The sequence below is a fragment of the Nitrospirota bacterium genome (assembly GCA_040756155.1).
In the GTDB taxonomy this organism is placed as follows: Bacteria; Nitrospirota; Thermodesulfovibrionia; order JACRGW01; family JBFLZU01; genus JBFLZU01.
On the sequence record JBFLZU010000050.1, the window covers coordinates 1 to 15,350 of the forward strand.

General features: G+C 39.6%; 13 protein-coding genes, 1 tRNA gene and 1 CRISPR repeat array. Of the genes, 5 read left to right on the forward strand and 9 right to left on the reverse strand.

The annotated features are described in order from the left end of the window. Window positions 1-52: 52 nt before the first annotated feature. A CRISPR array of direct repeats spans window positions 53-1,040; the repeat unit is 37 nt; unit sequence GTCACAGACCAACTTCCATTAAAACAAGGATTGAAAC. A gap of 82 nt (window positions 1,041-1,122) precedes the next feature. From AB1488_04895 to AB1488_04910, 4 genes are all read left to right on the forward strand, one after another. Continuing rightward, complete coding sequence (locus AB1488_04895; protein ID MEW6409432.1) at window positions 1,123-1,479, forward strand: four helix bundle protein; 357 nt, start codon at window positions 1,123-1,125, stop codon at window positions 1,477-1,479. 735 nt (window positions 1,480-2,214) lie between these two features. Next, window positions 2,215-2,451 carry a hypothetical protein gene (locus AB1488_04900; GenBank protein ID MEW6409433.1) on the forward strand — a complete coding sequence of 79 codons (237 nt, stop codon included), beginning with the start codon at window positions 2,215-2,217 and terminating at the stop codon, window positions 2,449-2,451. Further along, complete coding sequence (locus tag AB1488_04905) at window positions 2,435-2,806, forward strand: PIN domain-containing protein (GenBank protein MEW6409434.1); 372 nt, start codon at window positions 2,435-2,437, stop codon at window positions 2,804-2,806. The genes AB1488_04900 and AB1488_04905 overlap by 17 nt, the downstream gene beginning before the upstream one ends. Before the next feature lie 52 nt (window positions 2,807-2,858). Further along, window positions 2,859-3,689, forward strand: coding sequence for an MTAP family purine nucleoside phosphorylase (locus AB1488_04910; protein MEW6409435.1), 831 nt, complete (start codon window positions 2,859-2,861; stop codon window positions 3,687-3,689). 5 nt (window positions 3,690-3,694) lie between these two features. Here the strand turns inward: AB1488_04910 and amrB are convergent, their stop codons facing one another. The 3 genes from amrB to AB1488_04925 are packed head-to-tail and all read right to left on the reverse strand — an operon-like array spanning window position 3,695 to window position 7,135. Then, window positions 3,695-4,522 carry an AmmeMemoRadiSam system protein B gene (gene amrB / locus AB1488_04915; GenBank protein MEW6409436.1) on the reverse strand — a complete coding sequence of 276 codons (828 nt, stop codon included), beginning with the start codon at window positions 4,520-4,522 and terminating at the stop codon, window positions 3,695-3,697. Between the two features lie 60 nt (window positions 4,523-4,582). Continuing rightward, entirely contained in the window at window positions 4,583-6,535 is a 1,953-nt protein-coding gene (locus AB1488_04920) for a diguanylate cyclase (protein ID MEW6409437.1), read from the reverse strand. A 33-nt stretch (window positions 6,536-6,568) separates the two neighbouring features. Next, on the reverse strand, window positions 6,569-7,135 hold the full coding sequence (locus AB1488_04925; protein ID MEW6409438.1) for a hypothetical protein: 567 nt from the start codon (window positions 7,133-7,135) through the stop codon (window positions 6,569-6,571). A gap of 34 nt (window positions 7,136-7,169) precedes the next feature. Between AB1488_04925 and AB1488_04930 the strand changes: the two genes are divergently transcribed. Next, a tRNA-Phe gene (locus AB1488_04930) sits at window positions 7,170-7,245 on the forward strand. A 30-nt stretch (window positions 7,246-7,275) separates the two neighbouring features. On the opposite strand, the gene purF is transcribed toward AB1488_04930, so the two are convergent. From purF to purB, 6 genes are read right to left on the reverse strand one after another with little or no spacing between them, the layout of a single operon-like run. Next, on the reverse strand, window positions 7,276-8,673 hold the full coding sequence (gene purF / locus AB1488_04935) for an amidophosphoribosyltransferase (GenBank protein MEW6409439.1): 1,398 nt from the start codon (window positions 8,671-8,673) through the stop codon (window positions 7,276-7,278). Beyond that, window positions 8,666-10,912, reverse strand: coding sequence for a phosphoribosylformylglycinamidine synthase subunit PurL (purL, locus tag AB1488_04940; protein MEW6409440.1), 2,247 nt, complete (start codon window positions 10,910-10,912; stop codon window positions 8,666-8,668). Before purL ends, purF begins: the two co-directional genes overlap by 8 nt. A 43-nt stretch (window positions 10,913-10,955) precedes the next feature. After that, window positions 10,956-12,692: an adenine deaminase gene (gene ade, locus AB1488_04945; protein MEW6409441.1), complete on the reverse strand. Its 1,737-nt coding sequence runs from the start codon at window positions 12,690-12,692 to the stop codon at window positions 10,956-10,958. Window positions 12,693-12,699: 7 nt separating this feature from the next. Further along, a complete protein-coding gene (purQ, locus tag AB1488_04950) occupies window positions 12,700-13,452 on the reverse strand; it encodes a phosphoribosylformylglycinamidine synthase subunit PurQ (GenBank protein ID MEW6409442.1) in 753 nt (250 codons plus the stop codon). A gap of 39 nt (window positions 13,453-13,491) precedes the next feature. Further along, the gene (gene purS / locus AB1488_04955; protein MEW6409443.1) at window positions 13,492-13,794 is read right to left on the reverse strand and encodes a phosphoribosylformylglycinamidine synthase subunit PurS; all 303 of its coding nucleotides are present in this window, start codon (window positions 13,792-13,794) and stop codon (window positions 13,492-13,494) included. 18 nt (window positions 13,795-13,812) lie between these two features. Continuing rightward, the gene (gene purB, locus AB1488_04960) at window positions 13,813-15,117 is read right to left on the reverse strand and encodes an adenylosuccinate lyase (GenBank protein MEW6409444.1); all 1,305 of its coding nucleotides are present in this window, start codon (window positions 15,115-15,117) and stop codon (window positions 13,813-13,815) included. Window positions 15,118-15,350: the final 233 nt, after the last annotated feature.

Below are 15,350 nucleotides of genomic sequence, written 5' to 3' on the forward strand. Positions count from 1 at the left end.
AACAAGGATTGAAACTATAGTGAATATCATCCAAACATATGAGGTGAACATGGTCACAGACCAACTTCCATTAAAACAAGGATTGAAACTCCAAAAGGTACCGACCCTCGCGAGTTGATGCTCGCGTCACAGACCAACTTCCATTAAAACAAGGATTGAAACCACGAGGCACCAACGCCCCGTGCATATACCTTCCTGTCACAGACCAACTTCCATTAAAACAAGGATTGAAACTTCCTATCGAGATCATCAAGGTTGGAGGGGGTGCCTGTCACAGACCAACTTCCATTAAAACAAGGATTGAAACAGAAAGGAGGACAATGATGAGGATCGCCGTAAGAGAAAGTCACAGACCAACTTCCATTAAAACAAGGATTGAAACAAAGGTACTGGTACTCCTCGCCCACAACATCATCGTGTCACAGACCAACTTCCATTAAAACAAGGATTGAAACTAAGTTTTCCTTATAGGTAGCATAAGGAAAACTGGGTCACAGACCAACTTCCATTAAAACAAGGATTGAAACAAGGAAAATCAGGCGATTTTGGGGCGCCTAAGGTCTGAGTCACAGACCAACTTCCATTAAAACAAGGATTGAAACTCTATCCTCGTGGTACCGACCCTCGCGAGTTGATGCTGTCACAGACCAACTTCCATTAAAACAAGGATTGAAACTCGATCCCTGTTTGAGATCCAGCGTAATCGATAATGTCACAGACCAACTTCCATTAAAACAAGGATTGAAACTCGATCCCTGTTTGAGATCCAGCGTAATCGATAATGTCACAGACCAAGTTCCATTAAAACAAGGATTGAAACATCTTCCACCGCACATATTCTTTGTAGGTTCTGCATTGTCACAGACCAAGTTCCATTAAAACAAGGATTGAAACATGTTGTAATGCCCTTCCTAATTGAATCTATAAGTGTCACAGACCAAGTTCCATTAAAACAAGGATTGAAACGGTGAGATATGAATCTCTTGACTCTTATATTACCAGCGTCACAGACCAAGTTCCATTAAAACAAGGATTGAAACAAGATAAGTATTCAAGTGAGGAATAGGAAATAGGAAGTATAACTGATTGCAATTAAAAAGATGATAGTTTAAAATTTGAGATATGAAAGGGAATGATAAGCTGAGACAGCGATTTTATGAATTTGCTTTACTGATTATAAAATTTGTAAGAAATCTTCCAAAAGAGATGGTTGCCTATGAAATAGGAAAACAGTTATTAAGGTCTGGAACATCCATAGCAACTAACTATGAAGAGGCTACAGGAGCTTTTAGCAAAGATGATTTTATATATAAAATAAGCGTTGCCTTTAAGGAGGCAAAGGAAACCAATCTTTGGCTCAGGTTGCTTAAAGATTCTGGCATCTTTACGAAGGATATAGATGCTTTAATTCAGGAATCAGAGGAAATAAGAAATATTTTAGGAAAAAGTGTCACAACTGCAAAGAGGCACAGGCAATAAAAAACTCTCCTTACTATCCACTTCCTATTTCTTACTTCTCGCTTCCTATTTATCTGTCTCAGAGATACTTCCATTAAAACAAGGATTGAAACTAAAAGAGGTATAGATAAATGGTTGAGCGACACAAAGGTCACAGACCAAGTTCCATTAAAACAAGGATTGAAACGGGATTAGTGCTGAAGGCGTTAGAGCTGAAGTGCTGAAGTAGTGCTAAAGTTCTGAAGAGCTAAGGCGATTAAGTTAATAAATGTTGGTTTCACCCTTAAATATTCAGCACTATTTATTAACTTCAGTTCTTCAGACTTCAGTTCTATAACACTAAGTTGAAGGGTATAACAGGAAAAGTAAAAAAGAATTACATAGATTTATTGATTCGGTTATATACATAGATTTATTGATTCGGTTATATCAAATCGGATATAACCAATATTGAGTCTCTTATTACTGAGGTTGGTAAACTTTTGTGGAGTTTTCAAAAATCTCTTTAACTTAAACACTTCAGAGCTTCAGCTCTTCAGCACTTGTTTCCAGACCAACAAGGATTGAAACTCCATTTTCTTATCTTCCTTTTTGATTTTGCCTCAATTTATCAAAGAAATTATATAGCGTCAAGGCAGTATGGTAGGACATTTGGAATATTCAGGGATATTTGGGATATTCGAAATTTTTATTGACGTTCTTTTTTCTTTCTGGTATATAATATTATGACTATATTAATAGATTAAGAGGGATAAAATGCCTATAGTTACTTTTTATCTTAATAAAAACGATTATGAAAAAGTTCGAGCAAAAGCTTTAATGGAAGATATTCCATTATCTAAATTGATTAGACTATCTGTAGAGAAATATATCCTATCAGAAGAACAAAAGAAAGCTCGAAAGGAAATTTTAAAATTATTAAAAAGAGAACTCCAAGGAAGTTGGGAAGAAGTTCATAAAGAAAGGACAGAAGCCGATGCTTGTAGGCGTTGATACAGGATTTTTTTATTTAGTTCGAGATGATCATCCTTCAGCACTTAAAATATTAGAAGAAGAAACTATTATTACATCCTCTATTGTCATATATGAATTACAAAAAAAGATACTTCAGCGTGATTTTAAAGAATCATTTCTTCTGGATAAAATAGAACAATCTATATATATTATATCGATAAATATAAATATCGCAAAAAAGGCAGCTTATATTTCCCATAATTTTGGTATCCATGGACTTGATGCACTTATTTTAAGTTCTCTTTTGCAAGCAGGTTGTAAAGAGATTTATACTGTGGATCCTCATTTTGAAAAATTTAAAGAAAAGGATATAAAAATTATCCTATTGAAATAGGTGATTTAAGTTCAATTACAAGATATTCCTTTTGTGATATAAATCTCTTACTATGAAAGTCTTTGTGATCGGTGGAAGTGGAGCATATGATTTTGCAAAGAATCTCTTTGGAAGACTTAAAGAATCAATAACTATCCCTACCCCATTTGGGGATGTCTCACCTGTTTATATCTTTGACCTTGATGGAGTAGAATATGGTCTTATTTCAAGGCATGGAGAAAAAAAATATTCAATTACAGCCCCTTTTGTTAATTACAGAGCGAATATCTGGGCAGCGAGGGAGCTTGGTACAGAAAGGATTATCGCCTGGACTGGTCCTGGGGCTATTAGCGAATGCCTTAAACCTGGTGACCTTGTTATCCCTGATGATGTGATAGACTTCACAAAGAAAAGGTCTCTTACTTTCTTTGAGAATAAGGGCATCGGTTTTATCAGACAGAATCCTGTATTCTGCCCTACCCTCCAAGAGATGCTTTACAGATACGCCTCATCAATGAGAAATACACATAAAGGAGGTGTGTATCTCTGCACAGAGGGTCCAAGGCTTGAGACACCTGCAGAGGTAAGGTTCTTTAAATCCATTGGTGCAGATATGGTAGGCATGACCCTCGTCCCTGAGGTTTTCCTCGCAAGGGAGCTTGAGTTATGTTACGGTGCAATATGCTATATAACAAACTATGCAGAAGGAATAATGGAGTTTCCATATAAAAAAGGTGAACTCTTTGAAGGAACACTGCCTGATGAGATGAAGGCATCTGTAACTGAAACACTTAATGCTATTCCTGAGATGATTAAAAACGCTGTTAAGGAGTTATATACCATAGAGCGTAATTGTCCATGTAAGGACTCTATGCTCAGATATAAATTAAGGGGAGATTTATAATTACCTTATTTTATTATTACCCCTGCATAACCAACTACATGGGCATAATCACCGCTTACTTCTCCAGAGGTCATATATTTTACGAGTTCTGATTCATGTGCTCCAAGCTCTATTGCAGCAAAAAGCATAACTACGGCTGGAGCAAATCCACACATAGAGATATTTTCTTTATTTACAATTGTGTGTAGACCCTCAGGGTCGAGAGATATTATCTTCTCTATTGCCATTCTGTCCTTTCTCTGTGCAGATTCATCTGATTCGTAATGAGTCATGTCTGAGCTCGCTACAATAACTACAGAGTTGTGGGTTTTCTTTATTGCGCTGGCAATAGCATGTCCTATTTCTCTGCATGCTTCAAGCCGTGTATCCATCATTGCTATCGGTACTATCTTAAACTCTTTAGAAAAATATTGCATAAATGGTATTTGAACCTCGATAGAATGCTCCATGAGGTGTGCATTGGAATCATCTCTAAGCATTTTTGAGTTTTGTAATATCTCCTTCGATAGCCCCTTGTGTATAGATACAGCTCCAAATGGCATATCCCATTCACCTTCTGTATAGATTGATAATGGTACACCGAGACCAGTATGATTTGGTCCTATAATCACAAAGATATCAGGGAAATTTATCCTTGAATAGACTGCCCCTGCTACTGTTCCTGAATACATAAGCCCTGCATGTGGAGAGAGTATGCCTATTACATCTTCCTTCGTAATACCTCTTTGAACGCAACCATCTATCTGGCTACGGAGTTTCTCTGGTGAGCTATAATAAAACTGTCCTGCTACTGCTGGTTTCCTTCGACTTGGCTCAGGATTCATCCTTCCCATGACTCACCTCCTCTTAATATAAAGGACGTTAGATAATAACTATCTAATGTCCTAAAGGATTCAATACTCCTCTTCAGTCCACATATCCTTTGTAAACCTCAAGACCTTATTTCTGCCCGCCTCTTTTGCCTTATACAGTGCTATATCTGAGTATTTGATCGCCTCCCAGAAATTTTGCGTATCTTTTGGAAATTCACTGATACCTATGCTGATTGTCTTTTGAATAACTACCCCTCCTGTCTTTATCTTGGTCTCTTCCATTTTTTCTCTGATCCTTTCAGCGATATTCTGGGCATCGCCTTCTTTGGCATCCTCCAGAATTACAAGGAATTCCTCCCCACCAAATCTGGCGACCAGATCAGAGGTTCGTACACTCTTTGCGATAAGATTTGCAGTCTCTTTTAATACCTCATCTCCTATATTGTGACCATATCTATCATTCACCTCTTTAAAGAAATCCAGGTCGCACATCAACAATCCAAGAATGATTCCTTTTCTGTGGACTCCTGCTACCAATACCTCAGTATAATCTTCGAGGAATCTCCTGTTGTATAAACCAGTCAACTGGTCTCTCATCGCAGACTCTTTTAAGGCAGTCATAAGTCTCTTTGCCTCAATAACAGGTAATGACTCTTTTATATATTGTCTCGCCCTGCGAACCTTCTCTATATTAGATACATCGGTTATCTCTCCTGTGGTTAGACATCGCTCAATATAAGGTTTCTCAAATAAAAACTGGACAACACCACCCGTGCTGCCACCAATAATCATCGGAACACAGATGTGATATTTCTCAATTCCATGTAAAAATTGCTTGCATATATCCGGGTATACTATTGAAGATACAGTATGCCCGGTTTTCTTTGCCCTGCATAGACTGCAGTCCAACAATATCTCTCTGTTACAATATATATCTTCACCTGAGGAAGGTGTATGGATGAGTCGCATAGTATTTTTGCTATTCGATACCTCATAGAGCAATAAATCATTGAACCCCAAATTCTCCTTGAAAACCCTTGCCAAACGAGCATATACATCTTCAAGGGTATCATCTCCTTCTATAACCTTTTTGAATGTATTCACATCATGGATTGCACCCATAAGTCTATTAAAGTTAGCAGAGAGTTCGCCCATCTCGTCCTTTGAAGTTATTGCAATTTTCCTTGTTAGATCAACCTCTCCTTCTGATAGTGTCTTAATCTGTTCTGTTATTGCCTTTACCGGTTGGGTCATTGAACGGATGAGAAATGTGCTGAAAACAATTAGTAGCGCCACAGCAATCAATCCTGTAACTATAACAGTTACTGTTGAGCCGTAGAGAACTGCATTTATCTTTTCTGTGTGTTTTTTGTGTAGTGTTGAGATATGGGAAGTAAATTTACTAAGAAGATTTACTGACTCCACAGTAAGAGCATCATACTCATCGAGTTTATCCATGATTAGAGACCTTTCCTTTTGACTAAGCCCTCCCCGTCTTAAAGCAGTCAATTTTATTGAAGTCAATTTGTCCGAGATTTCTCTTAGATTTTGAATACTTACCAAAACCTCTTTTATATAATTTTCACTGGCCTCCATATCTCCTTTAATAGAAACTACATAAAACTCTTCGATTAATTCACCTGTAAGGTCGGAATAATCTCTAATGTGGCCGCCTTCTAATAGAGATATGAGAAAAGTATTCGCATGATTGAGAGTAATTTTAGTCCTTCTAAGGTTAGCGTTGATGACCTCTAAATCATCATAGATGAATATATTGCGAACAGATACATTTGCACCTCTTAGCTTAATTATCACCTTCTGCCCCGTCTGAACCTGTGGTATGATTACATCTATCAGCTCTGTAGATAAAAGTTTTACATAAGTTGTAGCCCCTAAACCTATAAAGGCAATAATTAAATACCAGCCTAATCCACCAGCAGCAAAGAGCAGAAGTTTCTTCCGTATGGAAATATCTTTAAAAGTGATGATGTTAACTATGCGTCTGAATAAACTTGGTTTATCTGCCATATTCATCCACAAAAACCCTTCTTGTTATTGAACAGTTTCTTAAACCATATTTCCGTAAACACCACTTTTAATCTCACCCAATACCTTGCTTTTTATTTTAGATGGCTTATCCACAAGGATTATATTATCTATCCTGAAAGATATGGTCAATAGTTTTCTCTTAAACCTGATTTCTTTAAAAAAACTCTCATCGGTTGTTTCTATGGATGAAGAAGATATACATACACGGGATAGTTGGCTGACCTTCTGAAATACGATTCCATTACCCTTTACCTCTAAAAATGATAGCTTCAATCTCAGTGGTGTTCGCCATATAGGTTTATAATCGATATGCATGTTGGGTAGAGCATCTGTATAGTCAGAAATCTGCTGATGGACATAGAACCCCCTTCTCCCCTCATGTCTTGTTAAAGCGGGTATTATATCCATCTCTTTTATGGTAGTTTCTCTGTTTGAATATTCTGCTATATAAATACCACCAATGGTATATCCGGGAAATATCTCTACCACAGTTAACTGTGGAGGAATTACCTCATTTAGCCTGCTACTCTGGACAGCATACAGTATCATTAACCCCTTGTTTCCCTCGTTTTTTTCATTTGACATAATCATTACCGATAGGTTATATACTTTTACAGATGGGCAGTTAGCTCAGTCGGTAGAGCAGAGGCCTGAAAAGCCTCGTGTCCGCAGTTCGATTCTGCGACTGCCCACCATTATAAATCAACGAGGATAAACCTCGTTGTCTACTTAATAAACAACTCGAGCTGCAAAGTTTTCTCCCATGGGAATGGCACTGGATATTCATCAGTAAAACATGCTGTGCAGTAATTCTCCTTGCTATGAGGCATCACACTGAGCATTCCATCAACACTCAGATACCCGAGAGAATCAGCTGTTATGTATTTCCGTATCTCCTCAATCGAGTGTGTAGAAGCGATTAGCTCTTTCTTTGTTGGCGTATCAATACCATAGAAACATGGGCTTATTGTAGGTGGTGATGATATCCTGAGGTGAACCTCTTCAGCACCTGCTGCCCTGACCATCTTTATTATCTTCTTACTGGTTGTACCCCTCACGATAGAGTCATCTACTACTATAACCCTCTTCCCATCGAGTAACTTTCTTACAGGATTCATTTTTATCTTCACACCAAAGTGCCTTATGCTCTGTGATGGTTCAATGAATGTCCTTCCCACATAGTGATTCCTTATGAGTCCGAAATCAAACTGTAACTGAGATTCCTCGGCATAGCCAAGAGCCGCTGGCACACCTGAATCGGGGACAGGAATTACCATATCTGCATCAACTCCTGTTTCTATTGCAAGTTGCCTTCCAAGGTTTTTACGTATAAGATTAACATTCTCACCAAACACATAACTATCAGGTCGAGAAAAATATATGTACTCAAATATACAGTGAGCGTGTCTCTCCGAAGAAAAAGGATAGAGAGATTGCAGTCCATGATTATTGATGATGACCATCTCTCCGGGTTCTACATCTCTGATAAATTTAGCCTCTATAAGATCAAATGCACAGCTTTCTGATGCAATGATATATGCACCATCGAGCTCTCCAATTGAAAGAGGTCTAAAACCGTGTGGGTCCCTTATACCTATAAGCTCCTTTTCTGTAAGTATTAGTAATGAATACGAACCCTTAACCCTGTTTAATGCATCAATAATCCTGTCATAAAATGATGCATGTCTTGACTGTGCTATAAGGTGGATGATGACCTCACTGTCACTTGTTGACTGAAATATAGAACCATATGCCTCGAGTTCATCCCTGATAAAAAGCCCATTTATGAGATTTCCATTATGGGCTATAGCCATGGAACCGAGTGAATAGCTGACAACGAGTGGCTGGACATTTTTAAGGTCACTTGAACCTGTTGTAGAATATCTATTATGACCAATAGCCATATAACCAGGGAGACCCTTCAGTCTATCCTCTGTAAATATATCTGCTACAAGCCCCATAGATTTTTCTACATGGAGGCGATTACCATCAGAAGAGACGATTCCAGCCCCTTCCTGCCCCCTGTGCTGGAGTGCATAAAGCCCCAGGTATGTTATATTTGAAGCCTCAGGATGACCGAATACGCCAAATACTCCACACTTTTCTCTGAACCTGTCAAACACCTTCTATTACCTCAGGTATTACTCTAAGCCATCTCTCCCTGAGTTCCTTTATTGAAATATTGACCAATATCTTACTTCCTATCGTTATAGATAATTTTTCACCACCTACTTTACCGAGTATCTCAAAAGGGAGGTCAAATGACTTAAGAATATACTTTAAATTATCTAAGTTATCTCTTTGAATTGAAATGATTATTCTTGATTGAGATTCTCCAAACAGGAGGGCGTCTTCTCTTATATCTCCTTTGTTCAGTGCTATCTCCGCACCTAAAGGAGATTCGGGTGAGGATATGCAACATTCTGCAATTGCTACAGCAAGCCCTCCATCTGAGCAGTCATGTGCTGAAGTCACGATACCCTGTCTTATAGCTTCAAAACAGGCTCTCTGTATCCTTATCTCTAAGTCAAGGTCGAGTGAAGGGGGCAATCCCCTCTCAATACCATGTATTAATGATAGATATTCACTACCACCTAATTCTTCTTTTGTGACACCAAGAAGGATAACCAGATCACCCTCATTCTTGAACCACTGGGTAATATGCCTTTCTATATCTTCAATGATACCTACCATTCCGATGATAGGGGTTGGATATATACCAGCTCCTGCTGTTTCATTGTAAAAACTTACATTCCCGCTTACAACAGGAGAGTTTAATGCCCTGCATGCCTCTGCAATACCATTTACAGCTTCGCTGAACTGCCACATAACCTCAGGTTTCTCTGGATTGCCGAAGTTAAGACAATCTGTAACCGCCATAGGTTTTCCACCTGAGCATACAATATTCCTCGCTGCCTCTGCTACTGCAGAAGCGCCTCCAGTAAAAGGATCAAGATAACAATATCTGCTGTTACAATCAGTGGTTATGCTCACTCCTTTCCTTGTTCCCTTTATATGAATAACAGCGGCATCAGAGCCAGGTCTGATGACTGTATTTGTCCTTACCATATAGTCATACTGTTGATACACCCATTCCTTATTTGATAGGTTAGGGGAAGAAATAAGTCTGATCAATACATCATTGTAGTCTGAAGGCAGAGGAATTTTGTTCAAATCAAGACTTGTTATCTCATCCTGATAAGAGGGTCTCTGGAGAGGCCTGTTATATGCTGGAGCTTCCTTTGCAAGAGAGTCAACTTTTATCTCTGCAACAACCCTGCCATTATTCTTGACCCTCAGTATTCCATCACCTGTAACATAGCCTATAATGACTGCCTCTAAGTCCCATTTCTTAAAGATATCTGTTAGCTCCTTTTCTTTACCTTTTTTTGCAACAATGAGCATCCTTTCCTGTGACTCTGAAAGCATAATCTCGTATGGAATCATTCCCTCTTCTCTTCTCGGCACGAGTGATATATCAAGTTCGATACCACTACCCGCCCTGCTTGCCATCTCACTTGATGAGCTCGTAAGTCCTGCGCCACCCATGTCCTGGATGCCGACTATCAGGTCTTTTGACATCGCCTCAAGACACGCCTCAAGAAGTAACTTCTCTGTAAAAGGGTCACCGACCTGCACTGTGGGCTTTTTCTCCTCAGAATTTTCTTTGAATTCCTCCGATGCCATGGTTACACCATGTATCCCGTCCCTTCCTGTCTTTGAACCGACATAGATTACAGGATTCCCGATACCTGATGCCCTTCCACGGAATATCCTGTCCTTCTTTGCTACCCCGAGACAGAATACATTGACAAGAATATTTCCGTTATAGGTATCATTAAAGAAGGTCTCACCACCCACTGTGGGAACACCAACACAATTCCCATATCCTGCAATACCGCTTACTACTCCTTGAAAAAGATACCTGTGGAGTGGTTTGTGAAGATAGCCAAATCGGAGAGAATCAAGTAAAGCAATAGGTCTTGCACCCATTGTAAATATATCCCTGAGTATACCTCCAACCCCTGTTGCTGCACCCTGATATGGCTCTATGAAAGAGGGGTGATTGTGGCTTTCCATCTTGAATACCACTGCAAGCTCATCTCCTATATCTATTGCCCCTGCATTCTCACCAGGACCCTGGATCACCCATTCTGCAGAGGTCGGAAACCTATTGAGATGTACCCTCGAACTCTTATACGAGCAGTGCTCACTCCACATCACAGAGAAGATTCCAAGTTCTGTAAATGTGGGCTCTCTTCCGATGATATTGAGGATTCTATTATATTCCTCGTCGGTCAAACCATGCTGTGCTATAATCTCTTTTGTGATCTGGGGCTCAATCATCTTTAATTTTGACATATATTATATAACTATAAGTGAGGAAATCCAAGAAGAAAGTAAGTCATTGATTATTGCAGATTAGCGGGACTATTCTGAAGGAATTTACATCCACGAGCCCTTTATCTGTAATCTTGAGCTCGGGGATTACTGGAAGTGCGAGAAAAGAGAGTGTCATGAAGGGATCTGGCAAAATGCATCCTATCTTTCTTGCTGCCTCTTTTAATTCTTCTACTTTTTTACTTACCTCTTCGATAGGTCTATTTGACATTAATCCTGCTATAGGGAGAGGAAGTGCGCATAATATTTCTCCATCAGAGACAACTACCTGACCTCCATTCATCTTTATTATTTCTTTAACTGCAGTCAACATATCCCTATCATTTACCCCAACTACTACGATATTGTGGGAATCATGCGCAACAGATGATGCGATTGCACCATTTTTAAACCCGAACCCTTTCACAAAACCTATGCCTATATTCTTAGATGCCCTGTGTCTTTCAAACACAGCAATCTTGAGCATATCCCTGTCTGTGTCAGAGAGAATCTCACCATCTACAATCTTTGCCTCCTCAATCCTCTTGTTGGTTAATATCTGATTTGGGATTACCTCAATAACCTTAATCATGATTTTATTCTCTGCTTTCAGTTCTTGAGTATTGACCTTTATACGCAATCTATCCTTTTCCTCGATGGTCAGTTTAATAGTGCTATTCATTATGATGTCTTTACGACTTACCTCTAATAAAACCTTTCTGTCCTCAGCGACTACCTTCCCTGATTTAAATACCTTCATTACAGTAATCTCTTTAGGGTCGTCAAGAACAACCATATCTGCCCTGAATCCAGGTGCTATAGCACCATAATCAGTGAGATGGAAATACCCAGCAGGATTTATAGTCGCCATCTGTATGGCTGATATTGAATCGAGACCAAGACTTATCGCCTTTTTTATTGAATAATTGATGTGTCCATACTTCAAAAGGTCATCAGGATGTCTGTCATCAGATACAAAGAAACACCTCCGTATGTTTAAAGGATTTAAAAGTGGAAGTAAATCCACAAGATTTTTCTCAGTAGTTCCCTCCCTTATCATTATCCACATGCCCTTTCTGAGTTTTTCCCTTGCTTCATTAATATTTGTGCATTCATGGTCGGATCGTATGCCTGCAGTGATATATGCATTTAGGTCCTTCCCTGAAAGTAATGGTGCATGACCATCTATTACCTTTTTCCTGCCAAGACGAGTCTTCCTCATCACCTCTGGGTCCCTGTAAATAACACCAGGGAAGTTCATCATCTCTGCCATCCCAAGAACTCTTTTTTCACCGATAAATAGTGAAAGGTCTGAACTCATCAGCATTGCCCCGGATGTCTCCATATCAGTTGCAGGAACACATGAAGGGAGCATCACATAGATATCAATCGGAAGGGCTTCTGCAGATTTGAGAAAATACCTTATGCCCTCAATTCCGAGAACATTTGCTATTTCATGGGGGTCAATTATCACTGCAGTTGTCCCGAGCGGGAGCACTGTCCTTGCAAACTCGGAGGGTGTTACCATTGTGCTTTCAAGGTGGATGTGACCGTCTATAAATCCCGGACAGAGGTATTTTCCTTCAAGGTCAATAACCTCAGCCGAATCATAATCACCGAAACCAATGATTCTGCCCTGAACAACTGCAACATCCTCCCTGTGTATTTCGCCAGAGAAGACATTGACAACATTAGCATTCTTCAGGAGGAGGTCTACCTTTTCCTCACCCCTTGCAATCTTTATCCATCCCTCAAGCCGCATAGAACATTTACTCCGTTGTTGTATTCGATAGATTTGGCAAGGGATTGCTGATTTCAGCCATCGATGTTTTTGCAACAACGGCGTTTATCATTGATTCAAAGATAACTTTGCCATCTTCATTTCCAAGTATCTTTTCGGCATACCTCTCCGGATGAGGCATCATGCCTAGTATGTTTCCTTCTTTATTGCAAATACCTGCTATGTTTTCAATAGAACCGTTTGGATTGGATTCATCATCTATAAAACCATCTTTTGTGCAGTATCTGAACACAATCTGATTGTCCTCTCTGAGTGCCGAGAGGGTCTCTTCATCCGCATAGTAATTCCCCTCCATGTGTGCTATTGGTAGTTTTAAAACCTGACCGGTATTACAGGCATTTGTAAATGGAAGGTCATTTCTCTCAACCCTGGCATATACATCTTTGCATATAAACCTGAGATTTTTGTTTCTCAGCATGGCACCAGGAAGAAGCCCAGCCTCAAGCAATATCTGAAAACCGTTGCATATCCCGATCAGAATACCTCCATCTTTTGCAAACCGTTCGACTGCCTTCATCACAGGAGAAAACCTTGCTATTGCCCCTGTCCTGAGATAATCGCCATAAGAAAATCCCCCAGGGATTATGATTACCTTGAATCGTGGGTCTATCTTTTCTTCCTTGTGCCAGATAAACGCAACATCCTCTTTCAGGACATGTTTAATCACATGGTAGCAGTCATGATCACAATTTGAGCCTGGAAATACAACTACACCGAACATTGGGTTCTCCTGTGCCACACGGGCAGAAGTTCATAGCCTTCAGGCAACTATATCGCCCTTTTCGTTAATCTCACACCGATCAGTAACAATCTTGCCATTTACATCTATTTCAAATCTGTAATCTTCGATAACAGTGTTTGCAAGGAGTTTTTCACACATATCCTTGACCATCTTCTGTGCCTCATTTTCTGATATATCAGAAAGTGTTATTTCGATAAATTTCCCCATCCTTATATCTTTAATATTCTTAAATTCAAGATTCTCAAGGGCATGTTTTACAGTCTTTCCCTGTGGGTCAAGAACACCTTTTTTTAATGTAACATAAACTTTTGCCTTTACCATATCTTACCCCTTAATTCTTCAATCCTTATCTTTACCGAAGACCCTTTTAAATATAGTATTAATGTGTTTGAGGTAATACTTCATATCAAAACACTTATATATCTCTTTTTTACTTAGATTTCTGGTGATTTCCCTGTCTTCAAGCACCAGTTTTTTAAATTCCTTGCTTGTTTCCCATGAAGCCATCGCATTTCTCTGAATCATGTTGTATGCACCTTCTCTGGAGGCGCCTTTTGCTGTGAGCTCGAGAAGCAATCTTTGAGAAAATATGAGTCCCCTCGTCTTCTTTAGATTCTTTTTCATATTCTCAGGATAGACGATGAGATTCTCTATAATCCCTACGAACCTGTTGAGCATAAAATCTACAAGTATGGTGCTGTCAGGAATAATGACCCTTTCGACAGAGGAATGGCTTATGTCTCTTTCATGCCAGAGAGGAATATTCTCCATTGCGGCAATTGAATTTGCCCTGACAATCCTTACCAGTCCTGAAAGGTTTTCGGCTCCTACAGGGTTTCTTTTGTGTGGCATAGCAGAGGAGCCTTTCTGTCCTCTGGAGAAATATTCCTCGACTTCAAGAACCTCTGTCCGCTGGAGGTGTCTTATCTCGGTTGCAAATTTATCTATAGAGGAAGCGATTATAGCAAGGGTTGTTAGATACTCAGCATGTCTGTCTCTCTGGATTATCTGTGTTGAGACAGGTGCAGGTTTTAATCCGAGTTTTTTGCATACATATTCCTCTACATAGGGCTCTACGTTTGCAAATGTCCCTACCGCCCCAGATACCTTTCCATAGTTTATCGTCTCCTTTGCAGCCTCCATGCGGCGGAGATTCCTCTTCATCTCCTCATACCAGAGTGCGAGCTTCAGTCCAAATGTAATCGGTTCTGCATGTACCCCATGGGATCTACCAATCATTACTGTATCCTTAAATTCGTATGCCCTTTTCTCCAGAACATCAAGTAGTCTCTTTATATCACTGATAATTATGTCTGCTGCCTCTCTCATCAAGACTGCGAGGGATGTATCAAGAATATCAGAGGATGTAAGTCCCATATGTATATACCTCGATGCATCACCTACATTCTCAGATACAGCAGAGAGAAAGGCTATTACATCATGTTTGACCACTCCCTCAATCTCACCTATTCTCTTTAGAGAAAAACGTGCCTTCTTTTTGATCTCTGTGAGGGCATCTTTTGGTATTTCCCCAAGTTCTGCCCATGCTTCACAAGCAAGTACCTCTATCTCAAGCCACTTTGAGAGCCTGTTCTCAGGGCTCCAGAGCCTCCCCATTTCTCTGCGTGTATATCGTTCTATCATATTAGTGTCCTTTGTAACGCTCCTTTACAGTGTCATTGCGAGCCTTGAATCAAGGTTAGGGCGAAGCGTCAGAATGATAAGCGAAGGGCTAAATTCCCATTCCCAGTCTTTCTATGAGATATGCGGGTAGCCCTGCATTTCTCATCTTCTTCTGCGTTTCGGCAAAGTTATAAGGCACCCTCTTTATCTCAAGAACGCTTTTCTCTGTATCATATATGGCATATGATGCATCT